Raw genomic sequence first — 26,607 nt, forward strand, 5'->3', positions numbered from 1 at the left:
TGCTAAAACTCAAACTGATAGAGCAAATCGAGCGCCTGGTCTACGCCAGACACCGCTTCCAGATATAGCTTAGGCATCAGGCGATAGCGTAACGTGAGTGTCGCCAGCGAGTCAAAGATCCCCACGCCATATTTCACCTGCAGACCCGGCAGTACATAGCCGCTGACCACCACCTGGGAAGAGTCACCGACTCCCTGGGTGTCCAGCGCCAGATTGCTTACGCCAAACGTCTCCCCGATTTTACCCACAACCTGACCACTTTGTGCAACCCCCAGACCGACTAACATTGAGGTCATCGCTGCACTGTCGCTCTGATTGCTGTCCAGACCTTGCCCGCGCAGCAGGTATGAGAGCGCTTCCTGCTGGGACATTGCCGGGTCGGAGAAAATTTCCGCTTTCGGTTCGTCGGCGGTGCCGGTCACGCGCACCCCGGCGATCACGTCATTTTCGGTGGCTTCCGGATTACGGATCGCTTCGATATTCAGCAGCGGCTGATCCGGCGGACCGGAGAACAGCAGCTCGCCTTTACGCACGATCAGATCCTGGCCGTAGGCGTGGAAGCGCCCTTCCGGAATGGTGATCTGCCCGTTCAGGCCCAGACCCTGCTTATCCTGCGCGACCTTCAGATCGCCGGTCAGCCTCGCCTTCAGACCAAAGGCATCCAGCCGCACGTTGTTGCCCACGTGCACGATCAGGTTGCTGTTGATCGGAATCGAAGCCCGCTGCGCCTCTTCCGGCTGCAGATTTTTATCGAGCATCACCTCGTCGCTGGAGACGCCTACCGCGCTCTCCGGCAGATCATGCACCACGATGCGCGCCCAGGGCACGTCAACCCGGCCATCGAGGGTGAACAGCTGCGGCGTCGCCTCAAAGACCACATCCGGCGAGACGTCCAGACGCACCATCGGCGGCACCGTAATGCGCACCTTGCTGCCCTTGGCCGCTACCCGCGCGCGCCAGTTATCGAGCTGGCTCCAGTCGGCATCGCCGCTGAGGTTGATCTGGCCCTGCTGGGTACGCACCGTCCCGGTCAGGGTCGAACTCATGCCGTTGAAGTTCATCGCCAGCTGGCTCGGCTGCATATCGAATGGCATAAAGTTGCCGTCGATATCCACGCCATTGAGCTGCATCTGACCAAACAGCTGCGGGCTTTGGGCGTTACCCGCCAGCCGCAGGTTGGCATTCAACATGCCTGCCGCCTTCTCGCCGCGGGAGAAAATAGCGTTCGCCATCGCCAGGTTGAGATTGCGGATATTGACGTTGCCGCCCAGGTTGCGCTGCCCTTGCGGATCGGTGACCTGGATCTGGCCGTCAAACTGGCCGTTGTTGGCGAGACGGATCAGCCAGCCCAGCTCGGCGCGGTTGTTATGCAGATCGGCGGTAAGATTGAGGGTGGTAAACGCCAGCGGCAGCGGCGCGTCGTTCACCACCTGGGTGACCTTCACGTTACGCCCGGAGAGCGTGACGTTGCCCTGCGGCAGCCCCGGCTTAGTGGCATCCCAGGCGACATCGGCCTTGCCGCTGAACACGCCGCTGGCCTGGGTCGACTCCGGCATAAACGGCTTGAGCATCGCCAGGTCGAAACGGTTGAGATTGACCACCGCCCGCCCTTCGGCCCCAGCGTCAACGGTCTGCGGCACGCACAGCTCGGTGTTCGGGTTGGTCCAGCAGTGTGGCCCGATGCTGATCTTCTGCTCCGCATTGCGATAATCCAGCGCAATCGAACGGGTTAACGACCACGGCCCCACCGGGGTGGCGAAGCGGGTGTTATCCAGCGTTCCTTTCCAGCGCATCTCTTTGCGGTCAAAGCTGCCCGCCAGGTGCAGCTGGCCGGAGACCGGCTCGCCCTGGACGCGCAGCTGGAGGTCGTGCTGTTTCTCGCTGCCTTTGGCTTCCAGGGTGACCTGACTGAGGTTCACGCCCGGCTGGGAAATACGATCGACGCGCAGGTTGAGATGCCCGGCGATCTGATCGGTGGATTTGACGTCGCCATCAACGCGCAGGCGGGCGATGGTAAGCTCCTGCCAGCGCAGGCCGTTGGCGGTGATATCGGCCAGCAGCTGTGGGGCTTCGACCGTGCCGCGCACTTTCACCAGCCCTTTCGCCGTCCCGCCCAGCCCCGGCAGGGCATTATCAAGATTCGGCGCGTCGATGGTGGCATCCAGATCGAGATCTTTCACCCCCAGCTCGCCCTTGATGTCGGCGGTATTGCGGCCCAGCGCCACGTGCAGACCCGGGATGATCCACTGCAGATAGCTGTTGCCCTTCAGCGAGCCATTCACGTTGACCTTGTTCTGCTTCACGTTGCCGGTGATTTTCAGCTCCGGGACATCCATCTGCCAGCTGCCGCCGTACAGACTGCCGCGGGTTTTAATCAGCCCGTCGAGCTTCGATGGCCAGTCCGGCACCTCTTTGGCGGTGTTGATCCCGGTGAGCTTCAGCTCCCCGCGCCAGCTGATCGCCTTCTGCCAGTCGAGCAGCGCCGTCAGCTCGGTTTTACCCTCCAGCGCCGCGACCGTCAGCTTATCGAGGTTGATCTGCTGCTCGTTGCCCTTCGCATCAAGGGTAATGCCCGCGGAGGGTAGCCCCTCCCCTTTCACCGCCGTGCGGAACGACAGGGTGTAATCGGTCATTTTGCCAGTGAGCTTCAGCTTCACGTCATCGGCCTGGTACTGCTTCTCGCCGGTGAAAGGCCAGTAGAGCTGTTCGCTGACCACTTCCAGGTTGAGCGGCAGGCCCGCTTCGGCAAGCCGGGTCTGGCCACGCAGCACCATATCCACCGGACCGGAGAGGTTAACGCCAAACTCCAGCTGCTCGCGCAGGGCGCCGCCCACCTTCAGCTTCACCTTCTCGCCCTTGATCGGGTCGATGTTCAGGCTGCTGTTGAGGGTGATATCCACCGGCCAGTTATCGCGCAGCTGCGCGTTACCGGTGGCGTTGACGCTTCCCTGGTTGGTATCGATATCCAGCGCGTCGAGCTTCATATCGCCGTCAATGCTGCTCACCTTCAGCAGCATGTTGAAGACCGTCAGATCGGTATCGCCGGTCAGACGCAGCTGCTCGCCCTTGAACTCCTCGATGTTGAGGTTCAGCGGCAGGTGAACGTCGGTCATCTCCGGCAGGACCGGTTTCGAGAACAGATCTTTCAGCGTTTCGCCCAGCGGCTTCTCTTCCGGCTGCGGATTCTGAATTTTTGGTTCGACGATCTCTTCCTGCGCCACCTCGGCCACTTTTGGCAGAGCGATCAACAGCCCCTGCAGGCTGGTCGGGGTCAGGGTCAGGTTCTTCTCCTGCCAGCGCAGGCCGGAGGTGAAGTCCATCACCGACACGGTGGTGTCGTCGATTTTAACGTTGACGTTGTTCAGCGCCACCCGGCTAAGGGCAATCGGGTATGGCGTGGAGAGATCCAGCGGCCCGCTATCCTCTTCGGCGACCTGCTCCGATTGCGGCATTTTTTTCGAATCGATCGTTACGAAGACGTCTTTTAACGACAGATCGTTGATGCACAGGCTGCTGTCGCGTAGACAGCTGAGCTTCACCGCCAGGTGCAGATCCCCGGCGTTGACCGCCACGCCCGGCTGGTCATAGCGGACGTTTTTCAGATGCAGGTCGCGCCAGCCGCCGGTGACCTGGCCAATCTCCAGCCCCGGCACCCAGCGGTTAGCCGCCTTAAACAGCAGATGCAGCCCGCTGGTGGTGCCCACCAGGAAGGCCACCGCAGACAGCAGCAGCAGGATAAACAGCACAACGCCGAGGCTGATTTTCTTCCATAAACTCATAATTCAGGCCCCAGACCGATGTAAAACTGTAAACCGTGTTCATCTTTATCACCCACCGGCACGGCGAAATCGAGCTTGATCGGCCCGACCGGTGACTCCCAGCGCACCCCGACACCGGCGCCGGTTTTGAAGTCGCTGCGGCGGATATCGCTCACCGCCTCCCCGCTGTCGATAAAGGTCGCCCCCCACCATTTTCCGGTGACGTTGTACTGATACTCCAGCGAGCCGGTGGCCAGCTTCGAGGCCCCGATCAGCTTGCCGTCGTCATCTTTTGGCGCGATGGATTTGTATTTATAGCCACGAATGCTGCGATCGCCCCCGGCGAAGAAGCGCAGATCCGGCGGCACTTTTTCGAAGTCGCCGGTTTCAATCCAGCCGAGATTGCCCCGCATCACGAAGCGGTGACGATCGTAGAGGGTGCGGATCCAGGCGTTCTGCGCCTGCACCACCACAAAGTCCACATCCGAGCCCCAGGCGGTATTGGAGTAGTCCACCGAATAGCGCTGGGAATCGCCCCAGGTCGGCATCAACCCGCCGCGGGAGCGGGTCCGGCTGATCATCACCCCCGGATAGAGCAGCATGGTGGTGTTGGTCACGTTGGCCTGGGTAAAGTGGTCGAGACTCCAGCGCAGGTTAATGGCACGCTGCCAGCCGCTGGAGAGATCCCAGTAGCGCGACACCGCGAGGGTCGTGGAGTCCGCTTCGGTATCGTTCAGATCGGTGCGCTTAAAGCCGCCCTGCACCAGGTAATACTGCTCGAGCGGGTTTTTCAGCAGCGGCATTTTATAGCTGAAATCAAGCTGTTGCTCAGGCGCGGAGATACTGGCGTTAGTGGTCAGGCTGTGGCCCCAGGAGTTCATCCACGGCTTTTTCCACGTCGCTTTGACTCGTGGGCCGACGTCGGTGGAGTAACCCACCCCGGTCTCAATGGTGTTCTCGGTACGTGGCGACACCACGCCGTGCAGCGGCAGGACTTTGGTCTGCCGCGCTTTATCAAATTCCGGCGCCACCACGACCGAGTTAAACCAGCCGGTAGCCGACAGGCGGCGGTTGAGCTCGGCCAGATCTTTCGACTGGTAATAGTCGCCCTCTTTGAAGGGGATCAGATTCTGCAGGTACTCGTCGCGGATCTGCGACCCTTCAAAGGTGACGTCGCCAAAGCGGTAGCGTTCCCCGCTGTCGTAATCGATATCCCAGAACGCCTGATGCCGGTCGAGGGAGACGCCGAGCTGGCTTTTATTGAACTGGCTGTCGAAGTAGCCTTTGCGCAGCGCCACTTTCGTCAGATCTTTTTTGAAGCCGTCATAGTCGCTGTGATTGAGCACGGTGCCGTTCTTCGGGCGCGTACTCAACAGATCAAGGTAGTCATGATCCGTGCGCGCGCCACCGCGCAGCACCACATCGGTACCGCCGATCAGCACCGGCTCACCCGGCTTGACGCGGGCAATCAGCACCTGCCGACCTTTGGCCGGAGGTGGACGCAGTTCGAAGTCGATAGTCGGTTCGTAGTAGCCGAGCGCTTTTAAACCGCCGCGGATTGCATCATCCACGCGGGCGCGGAAGCGACGGTCTGGCGTCACTTCGTCGCTCTCGATCGTGGAGAGCTGTGCGCGGACGTTTTTTTGCAGCGCGCCGGATAACCCCTCAACCTGCAGACGAACATTCGCCGCGTCGGCGATTCCGCTTGTCAGCAAGAGACTGACAAAACATAACTGGCGGATTTTTGGCACGTTTTCTCCTGAATATCCTTGTTTCCACCCCTGGAAGCAGATGAAGTGCCGCTCCGCAGCAGATCACGGCATAAAGCCCAAAACCCAATTTACGGGTTGAAAAATGGTTAAACACCCTAATATTTCTTATGTTTAAATCTAGACTCATTCACCGCATTTATTGTGTTCAATTAAACGCGTCGTGACAACCTTAACCCAAACATCACCTGTCCGGAGGTCACACCGTGAGTTTATTCGATAAAAAGCACCTGGTTGCTCAGGCGGATGCATTACCGGGACGTAACACCCCGATGCCCGTCGCCACCCTGCACGCCGTGAACGGTCACTCGATGACCAACGTCCCGGATGGCATGGCCATCGCCCTGTTCGCAATGGGCTGCTTCTGGGGCGTGGAGCGCCTGTTCTGGCCGCTGCCGGGCGTCTATAGCACCGCGGCGGGCTACACCGGCGGCTATACCCCTAACCCAACCTATCGCGAAGTCTGCTCCGGCCAGACCGGTCATGCCGAGGCGGTGCGCGTGGTGTATGACCCGAACGTCATCAGCTACGAACAGCTGTTACAGGTGTTCTGGGAAAATCACGATCCGGCGCAAGGTATGCGTCAGGGCAATGACCACGGCACCCAGTACCGCTCGGCGATCTATCCGCTGACCCCGGAACAGGATACCGCGGCCCGCGACAGCCTGGCACGCTTCCAGCAGGCGATGCTCGCTGCCAACGACGACCGTCAGGTGACCACCGAGATCGCCACCGCCCTGCCGTTCTACTACGCGGAAGACGATCACCAGCAGTACCTGCACAAAAATCCGTACGGCTACTGCGGCATCGGTGGTATTGGCGTTTGCCTGCCGCCGCAGCTGGCATAACAATAAACCGGTTCTGCCTGTTTGCGGGCAGAACCGGCTCAAAAAGTGATCTCTGGCGACTTTACAGTTCGTTACGCTATACTAGCCGCTGAAATAACCGGCCTACCGCTTCGGACCGGTGTTCAAAATGTCTACAACCCTGTGTGACCAACTTCCCTCCGAGGATCTGGCGAGAAGCCGGATAAGATATGTTAAACAGTATTTTAGTAATACTTTGTCTGATAGCCGTCAGTGCATTTTTCTCAATTTCAGAAATTTCTCTGGCCGCATCCCGTAAAATCAAACTCAAACTGCTCGCCGATGATGGCGATATCAATGCTCAACGCGTGCTGAAAATGCAGGAAAACCCGGGGATGTTCTTCACCGTGGTGCAAATCGGCCTCAACGCGGTCGCCATTCTTGGCGGTATCGTCGGTGATGCGGCGTTTTCACCGGTGTTTTATAGCGTCTTCTCCCGCTACTTCTCCCCCGAACTCTCCGACCAGCTGAGCTTTATTCTCTCCTTCTCCCTGGTGACTGGCCTGTTCATTCTGTTTGCCGATTTGACCCCGAAACGCATCGGTATGATTGCGCCCGAAGCCGTGGCTTTGCGCATCATCAACCCGATGCGCTTCTGCCTGTATGTGTTCCGCCCGCTGGTGTGGTTCTTCAACGGCCTGGCGAACACTATCTTCCGCCTGTTCAAGCTGCCGATGGTGCGTAAAGACGACATCACCTCTGATGATGTCTACGCGGTGTTCGAAGCGGGTGCGCTGGCGGGTGTGCTGCGTAAGCAGGAGCATGAGCTGATCGAGAACGTGTTTGAACTGGAGTCGCGTACCGTGCCGTCGTCAATGACCGGCCGTGAGAACGTGATCTGGTTTGATCTGCACGAAGACGAGCAGAGTCTGAAGAACAAGGTGGCGGAACATCCGCACTCCAAGTTCCTGGTCTGTAATGAGGATATCGACCACATCATCGGTTACGTGGACTCCAAAGACCTGCTGAACCGCGTGCTGGCGAACCAGAGTCTGGCCCTGAACAGCGGCGTGCAGATCCGCAATACGCTGATTGTCCCGGACACTCTGACGCTCTCTGAAGCGCTGGAAAGTTTCAAAACCGCCGGGGAAGACTTCGCGGTGATCATGAACGAATACGCGCTGGTGGTAGGGATCATCACCCTCAATGACGTGATGACTACCCTGATGGGCGATCTGGTGGGTCAGGGTCTGGAAGAGCAGATTGTGGCCCGCGATGAGAACTCATGGCTGGTGGACGGCGGTACGCCGATTGACGACGTCATGCGTGTGCTGGATATCGACGAGTTCCCGCAGTCCGGCAACTACGAGACCATTGGCGGCTTTATGATGTTTATGCTGCGTAAGATCCCGAAACGCACCGACTCGGTGAAGTTCTCGGGCTACAAGTTCGAAGTGGTGGATATCGATAACTACCGCATCGACCAGCTGCTGGTGACGCGCATCGACAACAAACCGACCGTGCTGGTGCCGAAACTGCCGGACGCCGAAGAGAACGCTTCGGCCTAAGCCAGAAACATCAACGGCTCCCTCTGGGAGCCGTTTTTTTTACAGCTTTATTACTGCATAGCACGTTGGTTAAGCCATCTCAGTTTGCAGACGCATAACCTGACGGTTGACTTCGGACATCACAGAAAAGTGCTGTTTATCCTTCACTTTCGGGACAAGGATTTTGCCCTTATCAAACTCAAAAGCGCCAACATCCTTGATATACAACCGTCCACGGAACAGGATTTTTACGTATTTCGCCACCTGAAGCGGATTGTAGCGTTGAAAAATTTTCATTCTATTATCTCCTGCGAATCATACGCTCTTGCGGCACCACAATCGGGCCGACTCTCTGGAGCGCAAATTTATTGCCCAATGACTATAGTCCAGAAAAACGGTGATACCCAGTCTGCATAAGTTTATTTACCTTTTGATGACAAATAATCAGAATATTCTTTGCAATGGTAACTTTCGGACAGTATAAGCCTTCGTTTTTGTGCAGATATGTGCGTTCCCCCTCACTCTGGCACCGGGATTGCGGGTAAATCGCCGCGATCGCACATATGATTAAAACGTCAGACCAAGTGGTCGGATCACCTGCTAAAAAAATAAGGAAACACCATGACCCTACGTAACATTCTGGCAACCGCCTGCCTGATGCTGCCACTGATGGCTTCCGCAGACAGTTTTGAGAAGGGACAACGTGTGCCGCCGGTGGGCATCGCCGACCGGGGAGAATTGATCCTCGACAATAATGAGTTTAGCTACAAAAAATGGAATAGCGCGCAGCTCCCAGGCAAAGTGCGAGTTGTGCTGCATATTGCCGGTCGCTCATCGGCAAAAGAGAAAAACGCAACCTTAATTGAAGCGATCAAGTCGGCAAATTTACCTAAAGATCGCTACCAGACCACCACCATTGTGAACACCGATGATGCGATTCCGGGCTCCGCCATGTTTGTGCGTAGCAGCCTCGAGAGCAATAAAAAGCTCTATCCGTGGTCACAGATTATCGTCGACAGTAACGGCACGGCGCGCGGCGCATGGCAGCTGAAAGAGGAAAGTTCGGCGATTGCAGTGCTGGATAAAGAGGGTCGCATTCAGTGGGCGAAAGACGGGGCGCTGACCCAGGAAGAGGTGCAGCAGGTAACTGCCCTGCTGCATAAGCTCGTCGGTCAGTAAAGCGAGACCCGGAAGCCGGGATTGAGGAAGGACTCACGCGGGGTATAGTCGAGCGGCTTGCCCTGCCAGTCGTGAACGTGCGCCCCCGCAGCGGCGGCAACGGCATGACCTGCCGCCGTATCCCAGACGTTGGTTGGCCCGAAACGGGGATAGAGCTGCGCCTGCCCTTCCGCCACCAGGCAGAACTTCAGCGAGGAGCCGATCGACGTCGTCTGATGCTCACCCAGCTGATGCAGGTACTCCTGCAGTTCGTTATCCGCGTGCGAGCGGCTGATCACCACCAGCGGTGGCCGGGCATCACGCACCTGAATCTGCTTGCGCACGCCGCACTCCTCTTTCCACGCTTTGCCGTCGGCGGCGCTGTACATCACCTTCAGTACCGGGGCATAGACCACACCCAGCACCGCTTTGCCTTTCTCAATCAGGGCAATGTTCACGGTGAATTCACCATTACGTTTGATGAACTCCTTGGTGCCGTCCAGCGGGTCGACCAGCCAGTAACGCTGCCAGTGCTGGCGCTCTTCCCAGGGCTGAGGATCCTCTTCGGACAGCACCGGAATATCAGGCGTCAGCGCCTGCAAGCCCTGGAGGATCACCCCGTGCGCCGCGAGATCGGCGGCGGTCACCGGTGAGTCATCGATTTTTTGGATCACGTCCATCGGGATCTTGCCATCATAGACCTGCATAATGGCCTCGCCCGCATCCCGTGCGAGCTGACAAATTTTATCTAACATTCTCCACCTCTTTGTTAACACAGTGGGTTTAACTCTTTGTTTTATTTATATCGCATTGTGAATAAATCCGCTATCTGTGAAGCAATTCCGGTTTCAGGGCACTTTTTTCTGGCAGGATTCACAATTCTGTAAGCAAAAAAATATAGATACATATTCTTTTGTGGCCTGGTTCAAAAAAAGGACTCCTCTGATGATTAAGTTTAGCGCAACGCTCCTGGCGACGCTGATTGCGGCGAGTGTACAGGCAGCGACGGTCGATCTCCGCATTCTGGAAACTACCGACCTGCACAGCAATATGATGGACTTCGACTACTACAAAGATGCGCCGACGGAAAAATTCGGCCTGGTGCGCACTGCCAGCCTGATTAATGCCGCCCGTAGCGAAGTGAAAAACAGCGTCCTGATCGATAACGGAGACTTAATTCAGGGTAGTCCGCTTGGCGATTACATGGCGGCGAAAGGTCTGAAAAAGGGCGATATCCATCCAGTTTATAAGGCGCTAAACACCCTGGATTATGCGGTGGGCAACCTCGGTAATCACGAATTTAACTACGGGCTGGATTATCTGCACATGGCGCTATCGGGGGCCAAATTCCCGTACGTTAACGCCAATATCATCGACGTTAAGACCAACAAGCCGCTGTTTACGCCTTATCTGATCAAAGAGACCACCGTAGTCGATCAGGATGGAAAACCGCAGACCCTGAAGATCGGCTATATCGGCTTTGTGCCGCCGCAGATCATGACCTGGGATAAAGCCAACCTGAGCGGCAAAGTGACGGTTAACGACATTACCGAAACCGCGCGCAAATATGTGCCTGAGATGCGTGAGAAAGGCGCTGATCTGGTGGTCGTGGTGGCGCACTCCGGTCTCTCTGCCGATCCGTATCAGGCGATGGCGGAAAACTCGGTCTATTACCTCAGCGAAGTGAAAGGCGTCGACGCCATTCTCTTCGGTCACGCCCACGCGGTGTTCCCGGGCAAAGATTTCGCCAGCATTAAAGGGGCGGACATTGCCAAAGGGACGCTGAACGGCGTGCCGGCGGTGATGCCGGGCATGTGGGGCGATCACCTGGGGGTGGTCGATCTGGTGCTGAATAATGACGGCGGCAAATGGCAGGTGACCGAGTCGAAGGCCGAAGCGCGGCCGATTTACGATCTGGCCGCCAAAAAAGCGCTGGTGGGCGAGGATAAAAAGATCGTCGAGGTGCTGAAGCACGACCACGACGCCACCCGCGAGTTTGTCAGCAAACCGATCGGCAACGCTTCCGACAACATGTACAGCTACCTGTCGCTGGTGCAGGACGATCCTACCGTGCAGGTGGTGAACCTGGCGCAGAAAGCCTACGTGGAACGCTATATTCAGGGCGATCCGGACCTGGCGAAACTGCCGGTGCTCTCCGCCGCTGCGCCGTTTAAGGTGGGCGGACGCAAGAACGATCCGGCCAGCTATGTCGAAGTGGAGAAAGGCCAGCTGACCTTCCGTAACGCCGCCGATCTCTATCTCTATCCAAACACCCTGGTGGTGGTTAAAGCCACCGGCCAAGAGGTAAAGGAGTGGCTGGAGTGCTCAGCCGGGCAGTTCAACCAGATCGATGTCAACAGCACCCAACCGCAGGCGCTGATCAACTGGGACGGATTCCGCACCTATAACTTCGACGTCATCGACGGCGTGGAGTACCAGATTGATGTCTCCCAGCCAGCGAAATATGACGGCGAGTGCCAGGTGGTGAATGCCCAGGCGGAGCGCATTAAAAACCTGACCTTCAACGGCAAACCAATTGATCCAAAAGCGACCTTCCTGGTGGCCACCAATAACTACCGCGCCTACGGCGGCAAGTTTGCCGGGACCGGTGACAGTCACATCGCCTTTGCCTCCCCGGACGAGAACCGCTCGGTGCTGGCGGCGTGGATCGGTGAGCAGTCGAAAAAGGCAGGTAAAATCCACCCGGCAGCGGACAACAACTGGCGCCTGGCGCCGATCCACAGCAACGTGAAGCTGGATATTCGCTTTGAGACCGCGCCATCCGAAAAAGCGGCGGCGTTTATCAAAGAGAAAGCGCAGTATCCGATGCAGCAGGTAGCCACCGATGAGATCGGATTTGCGATTTATCAGGTGGATTTAAGCAGGTAAAAGCAAAACGGCAACGCACGTTGCCGTTTTTAGTGTTTGTTCCCTCTCCCCGTGGGAGAGGGCCAGGGTGAGGGCATCAGGCCGCACGCTCCCCCCTGTTACTCATCACCTGCGGTAAATTCAGCTCGATCCAGTCGGCCAGCGCCGCCACCTTCTCGCTTACCTCTTCCCCCAGCGGCGTCAGGCTGTACTCCACGTGCGGAGGCACCACCGGGTACGACACGCGATTGATAAAGCCATCCTGCTCCAGGGCCTGCAGCGACTGGGCCAGCATCTTCTCGCTCACCCCGCCCATCTTGCGCCGCAGATCGCTAAAGCGATGGGTGCCCTGACGCAACGCCACCAGGATCAGCACGCCCCAGCGGCTGGTTACATGCTTAAGCACATCCCGGGAAGGGCACTGCTCGGCAAAGAGATTGCCGTCGCGCAACTGCTCGCTGAGGGTTGGATTGGTCATTTGATACTTACCTTTTTGTACGTACTTACTAAAAGTTAGCTTGGGTGGTAGTGTGCCACAACATTCACACGAGACGAAGGATATTCATCATGATCGCGATTACCGGCGCTACCGGCCAGCTTGGCCAACTCGTTATTGAACAGCTGCTGAAAACCGTTCCGGCCAGCCAGCTGGTCGCCATTGTGCGTAACCCGGCCAAGGCCGACGCGCTGAGCCAGCAAGGGGTGATCGTCCGTCAGGCCGATTACACCGACCAGGCCGCCTTTACCGCCGCACTCGCGGGCGTGGATAAACTGCTGCTGATCTCCTCCAGCGAAGTGGGCCAGCGCGCATCGCAGCATCAGAACGTGATTAACGCGGCAAAGGCGGCGGGGGTGAAATTTATCGCCTACACCAGCCTGCTGCATGCCGATACCTCACCGCTGGGGCTGCACGTGGAGCACGTCGACACCGAAAAAGCGCTGGCACAATCCGGCATTCCTTACGCCCTGCTGCGTAACGGCTGGTATACCGAAAACTACCTCGCCAACGCCCCACCAGCGCTGGAGCACGGGGTATTCATCGGCTCTGCGGGTGAGGGCAAAATCGCCTCTGCCACTCGCGCCGACTATGCCGCCGCCGCGGCCCGGGTTATCAGCGAAGAGGGTCATGCCGGGAAAGTGTATGAGCTGGCGGGTGACCAGGCGTGGACCTTAAGCGACCTGGCTGCCGAACTCAGTCGCCAGAGCGGGAAAAACGTGGCGTACCAGAACCTGAGCGAGGCCGATTTTGCCGCCGCGCTGAAAGGCGTGGGCTTGCCGGCGGGCCTGGCGGATATGCTGGCCGACTCCGATGTGGGTGCCTCGAAAGGCGGTCTGTTTGATGACAGCCGCACCCTGAGCGCGCTGCTGGGTCGCCCGACCACGACGCTGGCCGAGAGCGTGAAAGGCATCCTGTAATTGTTAAAATGTGGTTAATTATTGTGGCATCCCCGCGGGTCATCTCTGATAATGAAATCTGACCCGCGAGGAGGCTCACCGTGCAAGGCGTACCCGAACAGTTCTTCGATGAGAGAGACAGCGCGCGCTTTCGCCATCTGGCGCAGCTGCCGGGCGTAGAGCTCTATCACGCCCATATCTCACGCTACGCCTTTGAGCCGCACACCCACGAGGCCTTCGGTATCGGCGCCATTGAAGCCGGTGCCGAACGCTTTCGCTATCGCGGGACCCAGTACGTGGCCCCCGTCCATTCCGTTGTCACCATGAATCCCGATGAGCTGCATACCGGCGAGGCCGAAACCGCCGACGGCTGGCGCTACCGGATGATCTACCTCGAGCCAGATTTGCTGGAAGAGGTGACAGGCATTCGTCACTGGTGGTTTAGCGACGTGACCCGCCACGATCCGCGCCGTTCGCAGCAGATTGGTCAGCTGATCTATGGCCTGTGGCACACCGAGGATCCGCTGGCGCAAAAAGGCCTGCTGCTGGATCTGATTAATACCTTCCAGCCGCTGGCGCGTCATGCTCCGGTATTGCCTGAAGGGGCGCATCGTTTCGATCGCGTGCGCGATTATCTGCATGACAACTATATGCACTCCCTGACGCTTGATGAGCTGGCGCAGGTGGTGTCCCTCAGCCCGTACCATTTTCAGCGCCAGTTCAAAGCCCACTTTCACGTCACGCCCCATCAGATGCTGATGGCGATCCGCCTGTGGCGCGCCAAAGCCTTTCTTACGCAGGGCCTGCCAGCGGCAGAGGTGGCCGCCGCAACGGGTCTGACCGATCAGTCGCACCTGACCCGGGCGTTTACCCGTCGGTACGGCATCACTCCTGTGCGCTACCAGAAACAGGTCGCGAAGCGCTAATGCGCAATCTCATACAATACGCCCCCCTTTTGCCCTTCTACACTGCCAGCAGGTTTAGCGAAAATGGATACGAAAATGGTTAGCGGCGTGTTGTATGCCCTGCTTGCAGGGTTAATGTGGGGGCTGATTTTTGTCGGCCCGCTGATTGTGCCGGAGTACCCGGCGGCGTTGCAGTCGATGGGGCGCTATCTGGCGCTGGGGCTGATCGCCCTGCCGATCGCCTGGCTGGGCCGGACGCGGTTACGCCAGCTTTCGCGCCAGGACTGGCTGACCGCCCTCGCGCTGACCATGATGGGCAACCTGATCTATTACATCTGCCTGGCGAGCGCCATCCAGCGCACCGGGGCACCCGTTTCGACGATGATCATCGGCACGCTGCCGGTGGTGATCCCGGTGTTCGCCAATCTGCTCTACAGCCAGCGCGATGGCAAACTGGCATGGTCAAAGATGGTGCCCGGCCTGGTGGCGATTGCGCTGGGGCTGGCCTGCGTCAACATTGCCGAGCTGCGTCTCGGCGTGGCCGGAGGCAGCGGCTGGCGCTATGTCTCGGGGATCCTGCTGGCGTCGGTGTCGGTGGTCTGCTGGGCGTGGTATGCCCTGCGTAATGCCCGCTGGCTGCGGGAAAATCCGGACAAACATCCGATGATGTGGGCCACCGCTCAGGCGCTGGTGACGCTGCCGGTGTCGCTGCTGGGCTATCTCGCTGCCTGCGCCTGGCTGAATGTGCAGCAGCCGGACTTCGCCCTGCCGCTGGGGCCGCGGCCCTGGGTCTTCCTCGGGCTGATGGTGGTGATTGCTGTCTGCTGCTCGTGGGTGGGTGCGCTGTGCTGGAACGTCGCCAGCCAGAAATTGCCGACGGTGATTTTAGGGCCGTTGATCGTTTTCGAAACCCTTGCCGGGCTGCTGTATACCTTTTTGATGCGCCAGAGCCTGCCGCCGCTGTTAACCGGGACGGGGATTTTGTTACTGGTGGTGGGAGTGGTGATCGCGGTAAGTGCGAAGCCGGAAAAACCGGCAGTAGTGCCGGTTTCGTAGTTCCGTAGGCCGGGTAAGGCGAAGCCGCCACCCGGCATCTGTCAGAAGGTTTCCCAGTTAGCGTCCGTGGTCGCCAGCACCGGTTTTGCTTTTGCAGTATAGGTTTTCACCGGCGCCGCTTTGGCTGCCTGGCCGTGGACAATCTTAAACACCGCTACCGCCTCGTTCAGACGTGCCGCCTGCTCTTCCAGCGCCGCCGCTGCCGCTGCGGACTCCTCAACCAGCGAGGCGTTCTGCTGGGTCACACGATCCATCTCGGCGACCGCCTGGCCTACCTGATCAATCCCCCGGCTCTGCTCATCCGAGGCGGAAGCGATTTCGCCCATGATGTCGGTCACGCGGGTCACGGCGCTGACAATTTCCGCCATCGTCGCTCCGGCTTCATTCACCAGCGCGGAACCCGCACTGACGCGCGCGCCAGAGTCGTCGATCAGGCCTTTGATCTCTTTCGCGGCCTGGGCGCTGCGCTGGGCCAGAGTACGTACTTCCCCTGCTACTACCGCAAACCCACGCCCCTGCTCGCCGGCACGCGCCGCTTCTACCGCCGCGTTCAGCGCCAGAATGTTGGTCTGGAAGGCAATGCCGTCAATCACGTTGGTGATCTGGGCAATCTTGCTGGAGCTGGTAGCGATCTCGTCCATGGTGCGCACTACGCCTTCAACCACGTTACCGCCTTTCTTCGCGGTAGAGGAAGCGTCCAGGGCCAGGCGTGACGCCTGACGGGCGTTATCGGCGTTCTGCTTCACGGTGGCCGTTAACTGCTCCATGCTGGCCGCCGTCTCTTCCAGGGAGGCCGCCTGCTGCTCGGTACGGGAAGAGAGATCGTTGCTGCCTGCGGAGATTTCACCGGCACCGGTGTAAATGGTATCCGCACCATCGCGGACCACGCCTACGGTATTGGCCAGCGCCTTTTGCATCTCGTCAACGTTGCGTGCCAGCATCGCCATTTCGTTCTGGCCGTGGGCATTGACCGGCTGGGTCAGGTCGCCGGCGGCAATAGCGCGAATATGGGCAATGACCTCATGCAGCGGCTTCAGCAGCACGTTGCGCATGGCGATCCAGCTGGCGACAATCACCGCCACCACAATCACCATAATGGACGAGAGGATCCACAGGATACGCTGGTAGTCGTTCTCGTTATCGGTGATGCCCGCGCGGGTCAACTTCGCCTGCGCCTCACGCCATTCGCGGTATACCGCCTGCATCGCCACCTGCTTCTTCTCAGCATTCTGCTTGAACATATCGTCCAGCTTGCCCTCGGCCAGCAGCTCGTTCATTTTCGCCAGCGTGGTGTGGTAAGCGCGATACTGCTCTTCCAGCCGCTCCGCCAGCTTCTCATCCATGCCCGGTGTTTCCGGAAGGGCATAATATTTGTCGTAATGGCCCTGCGCCTCGGCCAACAGCGCTTTTGCGGCAGTGACCAGCTCACCCAGCTGCGTGCCGTTGATTTCGGTCGCCGTGCTGCTTTGCAGACGGAGCATGCCGCGGTTAAGGGTAACGCGCGCCTGGTTCAGGCTGATCCACGCGTCGGTAAACTCTGCCACGTTCTGGCTGGACAGCTGGGAGACGGTGAAATTGTCCTTATCGTTGTTCAGGGCATTGATAAAAACTGTCGCGGCGATGATTTGCATCAGTCCGAGCACCAGCAGTACCGAGACTAACAGGGTGATTACTTTAATCCGTTTAAACATTCTTAACCTTATGTGCAGGACATTGTCTGTGGAGGACATATCGGCAAAGCAGGCGTGTTATTTAACGTTTCGTGGTCTAACCACCCTGTTTTTCGGAAATAATTAAATCCTTTCAGCAAGTTAAAACATAAGAAAGTTTTTAGAGTTGCCCGCCTTTTTACCCTCTGCTCCTAAAGAGTTATATCCTCGCCTTAAAGATGCATTTAAAATACATCTTATCAAATAACGATGAGGTAACGACCATGGCCTTCCGCGACCAACCTTTAGGCGAGCTGGCGCTCTCCATCCCACGCGCTTCTGCGCTGTTTCGTAAATACGATATGGATTACTGCTGCGGCGGTAAGCAAACCCTGGCGCGTGCGGCATCGCGTAAGGAACTGGATCTGGACCTCATCGAAGCTGAACTGGCGAAACTGGCTGAGCAGCCGCTGGAAAAAGACTGGCGCAGCGTGGCGCTGGGCGAAATCATCAATCACATTGTCGTCCGCTACCATGACCGTCACCGCGAACAACTGCCGGAACTGATCCTGCAGGCGACCAAAGTTGAACGCGTCCATGCGGAAAAAGCCTCTGTCCCGCGCGGCCTGGCGAAAAATCTGACCATGCTGCACGAAGAGCTATCCAGCCACATGATGAAAGAGGAGCAGATCCTGTTCCCGATGATTAAACAGGGGATGGGTAGCCAGGCGATGGGGCCTATCAGCGTGATGGAAAGCGAGCATGACGACGCGGGTGAACTGGTGGAGGTGATCAAACATATCACCAATAACGTCACCCCACCGGCGGATGCCTGCACCACCTGGCGCGCGATGTATAACGGGATTAACGAGATGATCGACGATCTGATGGAGCACATCAGCCTCGAGAATAACGTGCTGTTCCCGCGGGCGCTGGCCGGGGAATAAAAAAGCCGCTGCGGCCTGATGCCCTCACCCCGCCCCTCTCCCACAGGGAGAGGGAGAACACATAAAAAACGGCAACCGACGTTGCCGTTTTGCTTTTATCTTACGCCTGCCATTCTTTTCTTACCGATAAACAGCCAGCCCAGCCCCAGCGCGATAAACCACAGCGGCGTGACGATCAGCGCCTGACGGGTATCCTCTTCCAGAGTCAGCAGTACCAGCACAAACACGAAGAACGCCATGCAGACCCAGCACATCAGCTTGCCCAGCGGCATCTTGTAGATCGACTTTTCATGCAGGTGTGGACGCTGTTTGCGGTACACCAGGTACGAGCACAGGATGATGGTCCAGACGAACATGAAGAGGATCGCCGAGACGGTGGTGATCATGGTGAACGCGCCAATCACGCTTGGATTCACGTAGAGCATCACCACGCCGCCCAGCAGGCAGATACAGGAGAAGGTCAGCCCTTTCGCCGGTACCGCACGCTTTGACAGCTTGGCAAACGCACTCGGCGCCACGCCTTCCTGCGCCAGGCCGAACAGCATACGGCTGGTGGAGAACACGCCGCTGTTGGCCGACGAGGCTGCAGAGGTCAGCACCACGAAGTTAATCAGGCTCGCCGCAGCCGGCAGGCCAACCAGCACGAACAGCTCAACGAACGGGCTCTTGGTCGGTACGACGGAGCTCCACGGCGTGACGGACATAATAATGATCAACGCAAACACATAAAACGTGATGATGCGGATCGGAATAGAGTTGATCGCCCGCGGCAGGGATTTCTCCGGATCTTTGGTTTCTGCGGCAGTAGTACCTACCAGCTCAACCCCCACGAAAGCGAAGACCGCAATCTGGAAGCCGGCAAAGAATCCGCTCAGCCCTTTCGGGAACCAGCCGCCGTCATTCCACAGGTGGGAGAACGAGGCTTCAACGCCCGTCGGAGAGGTGAAGTGGGTCATCACCATCACCAGGCCGACCACAATCAGACCAACGATAGCGACGATTTTAATCATCGCGAACCAGAACTCCATCTCACCGAACATTTTTACGGTGGCGAGGTTAAGGCTCAGCAGCAGAACAATCACCGCCAGCGAGGCAACCCAGTCCGACAGTCCGGGGAACCAGAACTGGGCATAGGCCGTAATGGCGACAACATCGGCCATCCCGGTGACCACCCAGCAGAACCAGTAGGTCCAGCCGGTGAAATAACCCGCCCACGGCCCGAGAAGGTCGGAGGCAAAGTCGCTGAAGGATTTATATTCGAGATTCGAGAGCAGCAGCTCTCCCATTGCACGCATCACGAAAAAGAGCATGAAGCCGATGATCATATAGACAAAAATGATCGACGGACCGGCAAGGCTAATGGTTTTGCCTGACCCCATAAAGAGCCCGGTACCAATGGCACCGCCAATGGCGATTAACTGAATATGACGGTTTGTGAGATTACGCCGTAGTGACTGTTCAGACGGTGCCTCTTCGTCGGCAACGACTTTTACCTGATCTACCATGTGATGTTTTCCTGTTGTAACTGCCTGTGTTGTTTAGGCTCTTCTGGCCCTTTATTACGTCGAAAAGCGACGGCCCGATTAAGGACTCATCGATATTAGGTAAGAATCGGCGGGATGAATACTATGATTTAAATATTATGTTAACAATATGTTGAAAGTGAGTGTCATATCACTTAAGCAACGCAAAACAGCTCACAAAAATACACTTAATGCGATCATTTGCAAGATAATCTGTTGATTAGCGCGTAACTATAGGTTTTTTAACTGATTTCCCCTCCCGGTCGGGGAGAGGAAAGCGAGCGGGATTACAGAATTTCCAGCAGCTCGACTTCAAACACCAGGGTGCTGAATGGCGGGATGGACGCGCCTGCGCCACGCTCGCCGTAGGCCAGGTTCTGAGGAATAGTCAGTTCCCATTTGGAGCCTACCGGCATCAGGGTCAGGGCTTCGATCCAGCCTGGGATCACGCCGTTTACCGGGAATTCAGCCGGTTCGCCGCGGGCAACGGAGCTGTCGAACACGGTACCGTCGATCAGTTTACCGGTGTAGTGCACGCGAACGTGGTCGGTACGCGCCGGGATTGCGCCGTCACCCTGGTTGATCACGCGGAACTGCAGGCCGGTTTCGGTGCTATTCACGCCTTCGCGCTCACGGTTCTCTTCGAGGAATTTCTCGCCTGCCGCAGCCATCTCTTCAAAACGCGCGCGACGCACGGAGTCAGCACGTTCGTGGATTTCGCGCAGCGCGCGGTGAACCACATCTACCGGAACAGCCGGGTGCTTACCTTCCAGTGCATCGGCGATACCCGCCACCAGCGCTTCTGGTAACAGACCCTGCAGACCTGATTCGCTCAGCTGCTGTCCTACCTGCAAACCAATACCGTAGCTTGCCTGCGCTTCGATTGTGTCAAAAGTCGGGGTGGTCATGGGATTTCCTTCCATCACATTTAAAGTAGCGGGCAGCATAACAGCCACCTTCCATCCGGTAAAACTTTGTCTTATGGAAAGATGACAAATTGCGATGAAACGGAAACAATAGAGACTATCTGGATTTTTCCCGAATGTGTGTCACGGAAGCCGGGTTTGCTACGCTCATCAGGCAGTTAGCGAACTATACTTCTCGGGACAGGAAAAAAGACGCGGAGCAGGAGGAGAGCCATGCCCGGGCCATTTGAACTAAAACCTACCCTGACGAAAATCTGGCATGCGCCAGACAACTTTCGCATCATGGACCCGCTGCCGCCCCTGCACCGCAGAGGCATTATCATCGGTGCGCTGATGGTTATCGTTGGTTTTCTGCTGCCAGGCGCTGACGACAGCGCGACAACGCCTGTCCGGCGGGATGCCGAACTGGATTTTCGCTCGCAGACGCAGCCGCAACCTGATACCCAGCCGATGCAGACGCAGCTGGTTTCCCCGACAAACGATCCGGGCCAGATGGCGCCGGTTGAGCCGGAGCCGATTCAGGAAGAGCAACCGCAGGAGCAGGCCGCCGCGCCTGTACAGTCGCAGCCGGTGCCGGGTATCGAACAGCAGTGGCGTTCTTACCGGGTAGAGTCCGGCAAAACCATGGCGCAGCTGTTCCGCGATCACAACCTGCCGCCGACGGATGTCTATGCGATGGCACAGGTTGAAGGTGCCGGTAAACCGCTGAGTAATCTGCAAAACGGTCAGATGGTGCAGATCCGCCAGAATGCGAGCGGCGTGGTGACCGGGCTGACCATTGACAGCGGCAATGGCCAGCAGGTGCTGTTTACCCGTCAGGCGGACGGCAGCTTCGTTCGCGCAAAATAGCCCTTTGCCCGGTGGCGTGATGCTTACCGGGCCTGTTTTCCACTCACTTTATTGACCCACCAGATCCCCGAGCAGACCAGCACCAGCGCCACGGCATATTTGATCTCGAGGATATTCTCCCCAAGGAAAATGGCGGAAAGCACGGTGCCGGCCACCGGCACTAAAAAGTTGAAGGGCGCAATCATGCTGACGCGGTTGTACTTCAGCAGCAAACTCCACAGCGCGAACGCCACCGACGAGAGCAGGGTCAGATAACCCAGGATTGCCGCCGCTTTGACGCTGGGGAGTGCCAGCGTCCCGCCGGTGATGTAGCCGCCCACCACCAGCATCACCCCACCGATAGCCAGCTGCCAGCCGGTCATCACCATCGGATCCACCGTCTGGGAAATACGTTTGCCGTACAACGTGGCGGCAGAGAGGATAAACGCCGCCAGCACCACAAAACCGTCACCGTTCCAGACAAAGTGGAAGTCCTGCAAGCCGCTGTTAAAGTTGACGATCATCACCCCGGCAAAACCGAGAATACAGCCGAGAGCTTTGTTGTAGCTGATCCTGTCGTTCTGATAGATGAAGTGCGCCAGCATGACGCTGAAGAAGGTGGCGGTGGCGTTCATGATCGACCCTTTGGCGCCCGTCGTGTAAGCGAGGCCGATATAAAAGAAGGTGTACTGGATCGCCGTCTGCGTCAGGCCGAGGACCGTTAGCTGGCCAAACTGTCGTGGGCTGAGCCGACCAATCGGTTTGCGCTGGGCAAGGGCTAACAGCAGCAACAGCAGGCCGGCAAACACAAAGCGATAACCGGCAAAGACCACTTTTGAGGGAATGTCGTTGGTGGCGATCTGAAAGAGTTCGTAGCCGCTCTTAATCGCGGGATAGGAGCTGCCCCATAACAAACAGCACAGCGTCGCGCAGGCGAAAACGATGTTTTTACGGGCAAAAATCGGCGTGGGGAGAACGGAGTCCATAGCAAATCTCGAAGATAAAATGGCGTTTCATTTTATTATCAGAGAATGCAGCGGGAATAGCTACCCTGGAAGGCAAAAGGTGGGACAGGTCTCATTAAAAAGCAAAACGCCGGCACAAGGCCGGCGCTTCGACGTGGTGACGAGTAATTACTTACTCAGCAACAACGTTAACAACCAGTTTAGCGAAGACTTCGCTGTGAACCTGGAAGTCCACTTCGTGCTCACCGGTGGTACGCAGAACGCCGTTCGGCATACGAACTTCGCTCTTAGCCACTTTAACGCCAGCTGCAGTTACTGCATCAGCGATATCGCGGGTACCGATGGAACCGAACAGTTTACCTTCGTCGCCTGATTTAGACGCGATAGTAACGGTGCCCAGTGCGTTGATTTCTTCAGCGCGAGCGTTAGCAGCCGCCAGAACGTCAGCCAGTTTGGCTTCCAGTTCAGCACGACGTGCTTCGAAAAACTCTACGTTTTTCTTGGTAGCAGGAACAGCTTTACCCTGTGGAACCAGGAAGTTACGAGCGTAGCCCGCTTTAACGTTTACCTGATCACCCAGGCTGCCCAGGTTTGCTACTTTATCAAGCAGAATAACTTGCATTACCTTATCCTCTTAAAGTCGTATTAATGGACCGTGCCCGATTACTGATGACGATCAGTGTACGGCAGCAGGGACAGGTAGCGAGCGCGTTTGATAGCGCGAGCCAGCTGACGCTGGTATTTTGCACGAGTACCGGTGATACGGCTTGGGACAATCTTACCGCTTTCGGTGATGTAGTTTTTCAGCGTTGCGATATCTTTATAGTCGATCTCTTGAACGCCTTCCGCGGTGAAACGGCAGAACTTGCGACGACGGAAATAACGTGCCATATGGCTAGTCTCCAGAATCTATCAAATCAATCTGCTCGGCATGCAGAACCATTTTGCTCAGGCCGTTCTTTGCCTTGTGGCAAGAAATGAACCCCTGAACGATTACTGCGCTACCGACCGTTATACTGTGAGTAATGGCCTGGTTTTCGTGTCCGCTAATAATAACGGGCATTTGGCACCACGCCTGCCGGTGAAACCCGGCTTCCTCCTGCACTGAACGATGCTCAAGCACGAACTGGCAGTGAGGAATTCCTGATGGGCTGACCTTACGAAGGGGGGTCCTGCACACGGTACCGGACAACACCAGACGGTTGGTCATCAGAAATTACTCTTCAGAATCCCCAGCATCAGAATCATCTGCGGTTTCGTTTGCGAAATCATCGCGACGCTCACGGCGCTCGTCTTTCGCTTTAACCATCGGAGATGCTTCGGTCACTGCGTTTTTGGTACGCATAACCATGCTGCGGATAACGGCATCGTTGAAGCGGAAGTTAGTTTCCAGCTCATCGATCGCTTCCTGCGGCGCTTCAACGTTCAGCAGAACGTAGTGAGCTTTGTGCAGTTTGTTGATCGGATAAGCCAGCTGACGGCGGCCCCAGTCTTCCAGACGGTGGATCGTGCCTTCTGCTGCAGTGATTGCACCAGTGTAGCGCTCGATCATACCCGGAACCTGTTCGCTCTGGTCAGGATGGACCATAAAAACGATTTCGTAATGACGCATCGAATTGCTCCTTACGGATTATTCAGCCTCCTGTCTGGGTCAGCCGAGGCCCGGGGAGGCAAGGAACGTGTTAAAGGTCGGCCGAAAAATTGACGCGCCATAATACTTGCCCCCCCCTGGAAACTCAAGCGCATTGCACAAATAATTCGCACAAAGCGTAAAGCGCGTCTAAGTGGGTGATTTACCATTGCTCAGAGTCGATCGTGGCGCTTTTTTGAACAACAGCATCAGAAATGGTCGCCAATACCCGCCAGATAAGGGGTTACACTTTAATCAGACCCCTTCTGAGGACCAAACCCGAAGTGATTATCGTCGCACCGTAGTTTGTCGTGGAGCGCATATCATGAAAAAGATAAACCTTGCCATTCTGGCTGCGCTTTTGCTCAGTGCAAACGCGACAGCAGCGATTCAGGTTGACGGCCGACAGGCCAGAAATATGGATGACGTACAAAGTCTGGGCGTCATCTATATCAACCACAACTTCGCCACGGAAAGTGAAGCGACTGAAGCCATTAACGCAGAAGCCGATGCGCGGGATGCCCGCTACTATCACGTCATGCTCACCCGTGAACCGGGCAGCAACGGCAATATGCACGTCAGTGCAGATATCTACCGGTAATAATGCTTTGACGCTAGCACCAGGAAAGCCAACAACGAGAATATGTCATAGTCGAATTAGCCCCCTGCCCGGGGGCTTTTTTTATTTTTGCCCGTAATAGGCATTCGGGCCATGCTTGCGCATAAAGTGCTTGTTCATCAGGTAGCTGTCGATCGGTTGCAGGCGCGGGTTGATGCCGCGGGCAATCCACGCCATTCTTGCCACCTCTTCCATCACCACGGCGTTATGCACCGCATCCTGGGCATCTTTACCCCAGGCAAAGGGGCCATGCTGGTAGACCACGATCCCCGGCGTGTGCAGTGGTTCACCCTCTCCCAGCGTGTCGATGATTACCTTGCCGGTATTGAGTTCATACTCGCCCTGCACCTCCTCTTCGCTGAGCGCCCGCGTACAGGGGATATCGCCAAAAAAGTAGTCTGCATGGGTGGTGCCCAGCGCCGGGATCGCCAGTCCCGCCTGTGCCCAGGCCGTGGCATGGGTGGAGTGGGTATGCACCACGCCGCCAAGGGAGGGATAACGCCGGTAGAGCGCCAGATGGGTGGCGGTATCGGAAGAAGGCCGCCACTGGCCCTCCACCACCTTGCCGTCGAGATCCACTACCACCATATCTTCCACCCGCATGGTCTCATAGGCCACCCCGCTGGGTTTGATCGCCACCAGCCCGCGGCTCCGGTCTATTGCACTGACGTTTCCCCAGGTAAAGGTAACCAGGCCGTAACGCGGCAAATCCATGTTTGCCTCAAAGACCTGCTGTTTAAGCAGCTGCATTTTCTCCTCCCTTCAGCCCCGCCCGCGCCATCCGCGACAGCACCCAGTCGCGGGCTTTCGCCACTTCGAGCAGCGGATCCTCTGCGGTTTCGCTCCACATCTCAATCAGGTAAGGCCCGCAGTACCCGCTGTGATTGAGGGTGGCGAAACAGGCTTCGAAATCCACCACGCCCGTGCCGAACGGCACGTTTTTGAATACCCCAGGCCGGGTGTCTTTGACGTGTACCGCCACGATATGGCCGATCCCCGCCTGCAGCTCCATAGGCACATCGTTATCCCACGCGGAGAGGTTGCCGATATCGGGATAGAGCTGGAACCACGGATTATTGAGGTAGTGGGCATAACCCAGCGCCTTGCTGATGGAGTTCATCAGCGGGTAGTCCATGATCTCCATCGCCAGCGTCACCTGGGCGCGGCTCGCCATCTCCACGCTCTCTTTTAGCCCCTCACGAAAGCGCCGCCGCGTTTCGTTGTTGGCCTGCTGGTAGTAAACGTCATAGCCCGCCAGTTGGATGACGCGGATCCCCACGTCCTGAGCAAAACGAATCGCTTTACGCATGATCGCCAGCCCCTGGGCATCTTCACTGCCGAGCGGAAAGCGACGATGGGCGCTCAGGCACATCGAGGGGACGCGCACCCCGGTTTCGGCCACCGCATTCACCAGCGCCAGGCGCTGCTCGCGGCTCCAGTCGAGGCGGGAGAGGCGTGCATCCGTCTCATCCACCGACATTTCGACGAAATCGAACCCCAGAGCCTGAGCCAGTTTCAGCCGTTCGAGCCAGCACTCCCCGGCGGGAAGTGCCTTTTCATATATGCCAAGCGGCACCTGCTTGCTTAACATAGCCGCTCCTTATCCCCACAGCTGGGCGATGGAACGTTTGAACTGGCGCGCCGCTTCCACCGGCGAGGCGGCATCACGAATGCTGCGCCCGGCAATAAAGACGTGAATCGGAATACCCGCGAACAGCGGCAGATCCTCCAGCGCCAGGCCGCCGGTGACGGTGACCTTAAAGCCCATCTCCGCCAGACGCTTAACGGCACTGATATCCGCGTCACCCCAGGCCACGCCTGCGGCCTGCGCATCGCGGCTGCGGTGATAGACCACCTGCTGAATGCCAGCCTCGCGCCACTCTTCCGCCTGCTTCCAGGTCCAGAAGCCGGTGAGTTCGATCTGCACGTCGCCGTTAAACTCTTTCGCCACGTCCAGCGCGCCTTTAGCGGTGTTGATATCCGCGCAGCAGATCACCGTCACCCAGTCGGCGTTGGCTTCGAAGCACATCCGCGACAGGATTTTGCCCGCATCGGCAATCTTGGCATCTGCCAGCACTATTTTGTGGGGATAGAGCGCCTTCAGATCGCGTACGGCGCGCACGCCCTCCCCGACGCAGAGGATGGTGCCCACTTCGATGATGTCCACCTCTTCGGCGATCAGACGGGTGGTTTCGTAAGCGTGGGCCAGAGTCTGGTTATCCAGCGCAACCTGCAACATTGGTAATGACATTTCAGTT

General features: G+C 57.5%; 26 protein-coding genes. 10 read left to right on the top strand and 16 right to left on the bottom strand.

What is annotated here, in order from left to right; translation table 11 throughout:
• Positions 1–2: 2 nt before the first annotated feature.
• Both tamB and tamA read right to left on the bottom strand, forming a co-directional pair.
• A complete protein-coding gene (gene tamB, locus LG383_RS16795; protein ID WP_225759738.1) occupies positions 3–3,779 on the bottom strand; it encodes an autotransporter assembly complex protein TamB in 3,777 nt (1,258 codons plus the stop codon).
• A complete protein-coding gene (gene tamA, locus LG383_RS16800; protein ID WP_225759739.1) occupies positions 3,776–5,509 on the bottom strand; it encodes an autotransporter assembly complex protein TamA in 1,734 nt (577 codons plus the stop codon). The genes tamB and tamA overlap by 4 nt, the downstream gene beginning before the upstream one ends.
• A gap of 224 nt (positions 5,510–5,733) precedes the next feature.
• On the opposite strand from tamA, the gene msrA reads away from it, so the two are divergent.
• Positions 5,734–6,375, top strand: coding sequence for a peptide-methionine (S)-S-oxide reductase MsrA (gene msrA / locus LG383_RS16805; RefSeq protein WP_225759740.1), 642 nt, complete (start codon positions 5,734–5,736; stop codon positions 6,373–6,375).
• A 188-nt stretch (positions 6,376–6,563) separates the two neighbouring features.
• The gene (locus tag LG383_RS16810; RefSeq protein ID WP_106994075.1) at positions 6,564–7,901 is read left to right on the top strand and encodes a hemolysin family protein; all 1,338 of its coding nucleotides are present in this window, start codon (positions 6,564–6,566) and stop codon (positions 7,899–7,901) included.
• Between the two features lie 69 nt (positions 7,902–7,970).
• Here the strand turns inward: LG383_RS16810 and LG383_RS16815 are convergent, their stop codons facing one another.
• Entirely contained in the window at positions 7,971–8,177 is a 207-nt protein-coding gene (locus LG383_RS16815) for a DUF1107 domain-containing protein (RefSeq protein WP_032616223.1), read from the bottom strand.
• A 324-nt stretch (positions 8,178–8,501) separates the two neighbouring features.
• Here LG383_RS16815 and LG383_RS16820 point away from each other — a divergent pair, with 324 nt between their 5' ends.
• Positions 8,502–9,059: a YtfJ family protein gene (locus LG383_RS16820; RefSeq protein WP_225759741.1), complete on the top strand. Its 558-nt coding sequence runs from the start codon at positions 8,502–8,504 to the stop codon at positions 9,057–9,059.
• Here the strand turns inward: LG383_RS16820 and cysQ are convergent.
• A complete protein-coding gene (cysQ, locus tag LG383_RS16825) occupies positions 9,053–9,793 on the bottom strand; it encodes a 3'(2'),5'-bisphosphate nucleotidase CysQ (RefSeq protein ID WP_225759742.1) in 741 nt (246 codons plus the stop codon). The two genes, LG383_RS16820 and cysQ, sit on opposite strands and share 7 nt — an antisense overlap.
• 190 nt (positions 9,794–9,983) lie before the next feature.
• Between cysQ and LG383_RS16830 the strand changes: the two genes are divergently transcribed.
• Positions 9,984–11,927: a bifunctional 2',3'-cyclic-nucleotide 2'-phosphodiesterase/3'-nucleotidase gene (locus LG383_RS16830; protein ID WP_225759743.1), complete on the top strand. Its 1,944-nt coding sequence runs from the start codon at positions 9,984–9,986 to the stop codon at positions 11,925–11,927.
• 76 nt (positions 11,928–12,003) lie between these two features.
• On the opposite strand, the gene LG383_RS16835 is transcribed toward LG383_RS16830, so the two are convergent.
• Positions 12,004–12,384 (bottom strand): helix-turn-helix domain-containing protein, encoded by a 381-nt coding sequence (locus LG383_RS16835; RefSeq protein WP_106994071.1) that lies wholly within the window; start codon positions 12,382–12,384, stop codon positions 12,004–12,006.
• A gap of 89 nt (positions 12,385–12,473) precedes the next feature.
• On the opposite strand from LG383_RS16835, the gene LG383_RS16840 reads away from it, so the two are divergent.
• The 3 genes from LG383_RS16840 to LG383_RS16850 all read left to right on the top strand — a co-directional run bounded on the left by LG383_RS16840 (position 12,474) and on the right by LG383_RS16850 (position 15,262).
• Positions 12,474–13,322: an SDR family oxidoreductase gene (locus LG383_RS16840; RefSeq protein ID WP_225759744.1), complete on the top strand. Its 849-nt coding sequence runs from the start codon at positions 12,474–12,476 to the stop codon at positions 13,320–13,322.
• A gap of 80 nt (positions 13,323–13,402) precedes the next feature.
• Positions 13,403–14,227 (top strand): AraC family transcriptional regulator, encoded by an 825-nt coding sequence (locus tag LG383_RS16845; RefSeq protein ID WP_225759745.1) that lies wholly within the window; start codon positions 13,403–13,405, stop codon positions 14,225–14,227.
• A 75-nt stretch (positions 14,228–14,302) separates the two neighbouring features.
• Positions 14,303–15,262 (top strand): DMT family transporter, encoded by a 960-nt coding sequence (locus LG383_RS16850; RefSeq protein ID WP_225760159.1) that lies wholly within the window; start codon positions 14,303–14,305, stop codon positions 15,260–15,262.
• A gap of 41 nt (positions 15,263–15,303) precedes the next feature.
• Here the strand turns inward: LG383_RS16850 and LG383_RS16855 are convergent, their stop codons facing one another.
• Positions 15,304–16,953 carry a methyl-accepting chemotaxis protein gene (locus LG383_RS16855; RefSeq protein WP_106994068.1) on the bottom strand — a complete coding sequence of 550 codons (1,650 nt, stop codon included), beginning with the start codon at positions 16,951–16,953 and terminating at the stop codon, positions 15,304–15,306.
• A 242-nt stretch (positions 16,954–17,195) separates the two neighbouring features.
• Between LG383_RS16855 and ytfE the strand changes: the two genes are divergently transcribed.
• Positions 17,196–17,858 carry an iron-sulfur cluster repair protein YtfE gene (gene ytfE, locus LG383_RS16860; protein ID WP_225759746.1) on the top strand — a complete coding sequence of 221 codons (663 nt, stop codon included), beginning with the start codon at positions 17,196–17,198 and terminating at the stop codon, positions 17,856–17,858.
• A 95-nt stretch (positions 17,859–17,953) separates the two neighbouring features.
• Here the strand turns inward: ytfE and cycA are convergent, their stop codons facing one another.
• Positions 17,954–19,363 carry a D-serine/D-alanine/glycine transporter gene (cycA, locus tag LG383_RS16865; protein ID WP_225759747.1) on the bottom strand — a complete coding sequence of 470 codons (1,410 nt, stop codon included), beginning with the start codon at positions 19,361–19,363 and terminating at the stop codon, positions 17,954–17,956.
• Positions 19,364–19,668: 305 nt separating this feature from the next.
• The gene (gene fklB, locus LG383_RS16870) at positions 19,669–20,289 is read right to left on the bottom strand and encodes an FKBP-type peptidyl-prolyl cis-trans isomerase (protein ID WP_032616205.1); all 621 of its coding nucleotides are present in this window, start codon (positions 20,287–20,289) and stop codon (positions 19,669–19,671) included.
• A gap of 231 nt (positions 20,290–20,520) precedes the next feature.
• On the opposite strand from fklB, the gene LG383_RS16875 reads away from it, so the two are divergent.
• The gene (locus LG383_RS16875) at positions 20,521–21,156 is read left to right on the top strand and encodes an OapA family protein (protein ID WP_106994065.1); all 636 of its coding nucleotides are present in this window, start codon (positions 20,521–20,523) and stop codon (positions 21,154–21,156) included.
• A 23-nt stretch (positions 21,157–21,179) separates the two neighbouring features.
• Here the strand turns inward: LG383_RS16875 and LG383_RS16880 are convergent, their stop codons facing one another.
• The 5 genes from LG383_RS16880 to rpsF form a co-directional block, all read right to left on the bottom strand.
• Positions 21,180–22,121 carry a DMT family transporter gene (locus LG383_RS16880; protein ID WP_106994064.1) on the bottom strand — a complete coding sequence of 314 codons (942 nt, stop codon included), beginning with the start codon at positions 22,119–22,121 and terminating at the stop codon, positions 21,180–21,182.
• Positions 22,122–22,272: 151 nt separating this feature from the next.
• Positions 22,273–22,722, bottom strand: a complete 450-nt coding sequence (gene rplI, locus LG383_RS16885; RefSeq protein WP_032616202.1) for a 50S ribosomal protein L9 — start codon at positions 22,720–22,722, stop codon at positions 22,273–22,275.
• Between the two features lie 41 nt (positions 22,723–22,763).
• Entirely contained in the window at positions 22,764–22,991 is a 228-nt protein-coding gene (gene rpsR / locus LG383_RS16890) for a 30S ribosomal protein S18 (protein WP_000135199.1), read from the bottom strand.
• A 4-nt stretch (positions 22,992–22,995) separates the two neighbouring features.
• Entirely contained in the window at positions 22,996–23,310 is a 315-nt protein-coding gene (priB, locus tag LG383_RS16895) for a primosomal replication protein N (RefSeq protein WP_014068638.1), read from the bottom strand.
• A gap of 6 nt (positions 23,311–23,316) precedes the next feature.
• Positions 23,317–23,712: a 30S ribosomal protein S6 gene (gene rpsF / locus LG383_RS16900; RefSeq protein WP_011915632.1), complete on the bottom strand. Its 396-nt coding sequence runs from the start codon at positions 23,710–23,712 to the stop codon at positions 23,317–23,319.
• A 343-nt stretch (positions 23,713–24,055) separates the two neighbouring features.
• Between rpsF and yjfY the strand changes: the two genes are divergently transcribed.
• Entirely contained in the window at positions 24,056–24,331 is a 276-nt protein-coding gene (yjfY, locus tag LG383_RS16905; RefSeq protein WP_032616201.1) for a DUF1471 family protein YjfY, read from the top strand.
• An 81-nt stretch (positions 24,332–24,412) separates the two neighbouring features.
• Here yjfY and LG383_RS16910 read toward each other — a convergent pair whose 3' ends face one another.
• The 3 genes from LG383_RS16910 to LG383_RS16920 are packed head-to-tail and all read right to left on the bottom strand — an operon-like array spanning position 24,413 to position 26,600.
• Positions 24,413–25,099, bottom strand: coding sequence for an L-ribulose-5-phosphate 4-epimerase (locus tag LG383_RS16910; RefSeq protein ID WP_106994063.1), 687 nt, complete (start codon positions 25,097–25,099; stop codon positions 24,413–24,415).
• Complete coding sequence (locus LG383_RS16915; protein WP_225759748.1) at positions 25,086–25,940, bottom strand: L-ribulose-5-phosphate 3-epimerase; 855 nt, start codon at positions 25,938–25,940, stop codon at positions 25,086–25,088. Before LG383_RS16915 ends, LG383_RS16910 begins: the two co-directional genes overlap by 14 nt.
• Positions 25,941–25,949: 9 nt before the next feature.
• Complete coding sequence (locus tag LG383_RS16920) at positions 25,950–26,600, bottom strand: 3-keto-L-gulonate-6-phosphate decarboxylase UlaD (RefSeq protein ID WP_106994061.1); 651 nt, start codon at positions 26,598–26,600, stop codon at positions 25,950–25,952.
• Positions 26,601–26,607: the final 7 nt, after the last annotated feature.

Source organism: Leclercia sp. Marseille-Q4284, from assembly GCF_916618945.1.
In the GTDB taxonomy this organism is placed as follows: domain Bacteria; phylum Pseudomonadota; class Gammaproteobacteria; order Enterobacterales; family Enterobacteriaceae; genus Enterobacter; species Enterobacter tamurae.

Bases quoted from the DNA above. Each gene is read 5' to 3' on its own strand.
- LG383_RS16810 (WP_106994075.1), top strand. From the start codon at position 6,564: ATGTTAAACAGTATTTTAGTAATACTTTGTCTGATAGCCGTCAGTGCA.
- LG383_RS16915 (WP_225759748.1), bottom strand. From the start codon at position 25,940: ATGTTAAGCAAGCAGGTGCCGCTTGGCATATATGAAAAGGCACTTCCC.
- LG383_RS16920 (WP_106994061.1), bottom strand. From the start codon at position 26,600: ATGTCATTACCAATGTTGCAGGTTGCGCTGGATAACCAGACTCTGGCC.
- tamB (WP_225759738.1), bottom strand. From the start codon at position 3,779: ATGAGTTTATGGAAGAAAATCAGCCTCGGCGTTGTGCTGTTTATCCTG.
- LG383_RS16835 (WP_106994071.1), bottom strand. From the start codon at position 12,384: ATGACCAATCCAACCCTCAGCGAGCAGTTGCGCGACGGCAATCTCTTT.
- LG383_RS16850 (WP_225760159.1), top strand. From the start codon at position 14,303: ATGGTTAGCGGCGTGTTGTATGCCCTGCTTGCAGGGTTAATGTGGGGG.
- LG383_RS16815 (WP_032616223.1), bottom strand. From the start codon at position 8,177: ATGAAAATTTTTCAACGCTACAATCCGCTTCAGGTGGCGAAATACGTA.
- LG383_RS16840 (WP_225759744.1), top strand. From the start codon at position 12,474: ATGATCGCGATTACCGGCGCTACCGGCCAGCTTGGCCAACTCGTTATT.
- LG383_RS16880 (WP_106994064.1), bottom strand. From the start codon at position 22,121: ATGGACTCCGTTCTCCCCACGCCGATTTTTGCCCGTAAAAACATCGTT.
- LG383_RS16875 (WP_106994065.1), top strand. From the start codon at position 20,521: ATGCCCGGGCCATTTGAACTAAAACCTACCCTGACGAAAATCTGGCAT.
- ytfE (WP_225759746.1), top strand. From the start codon at position 17,196: ATGGCCTTCCGCGACCAACCTTTAGGCGAGCTGGCGCTCTCCATCCCA.
- LG383_RS16830 (WP_225759743.1), top strand. From the start codon at position 9,984: ATGATTAAGTTTAGCGCAACGCTCCTGGCGACGCTGATTGCGGCGAGT.
- cysQ (WP_225759742.1), bottom strand. From the start codon at position 9,793: ATGTTAGATAAAATTTGTCAGCTCGCACGGGATGCGGGCGAGGCCATT.
- LG383_RS16855 (WP_106994068.1), bottom strand. From the start codon at position 16,953: ATGTTTAAACGGATTAAAGTAATCACCCTGTTAGTCTCGGTACTGCTG.
- rplI (WP_032616202.1), bottom strand. From the start codon at position 22,722: ATGCAAGTTATTCTGCTTGATAAAGTAGCAAACCTGGGCAGCCTGGGT.
- LG383_RS16820 (WP_225759741.1), top strand. From the start codon at position 8,502: ATGACCCTACGTAACATTCTGGCAACCGCCTGCCTGATGCTGCCACTG.
- rpsR (WP_000135199.1), bottom strand. From the start codon at position 22,991: ATGGCACGTTATTTCCGTCGTCGCAAGTTCTGCCGTTTCACCGCGGAA.
- fklB (WP_032616205.1), bottom strand. From the start codon at position 20,289: ATGACCACCCCGACTTTTGACACAATCGAAGCGCAGGCAAGCTACGGT.
- rpsF (WP_011915632.1), bottom strand. From the start codon at position 23,712: ATGCGTCATTACGAAATCGTTTTTATGGTCCATCCTGACCAGAGCGAA.
- LG383_RS16910 (WP_106994063.1), bottom strand. From the start codon at position 25,099: ATGCAGCTGCTTAAACAGCAGGTCTTTGAGGCAAACATGGATTTGCCG.
- cycA (WP_225759747.1), bottom strand. From the start codon at position 19,363: ATGGTAGATCAGGTAAAAGTCGTTGCCGACGAAGAGGCACCGTCTGAA.
- yjfY (WP_032616201.1), top strand. From the start codon at position 24,056: ATGAAAAAGATAAACCTTGCCATTCTGGCTGCGCTTTTGCTCAGTGCA.
- priB (WP_014068638.1), bottom strand. From the start codon at position 23,310: ATGACCAACCGTCTGGTGTTGTCCGGTACCGTGTGCAGGACCCCCCTT.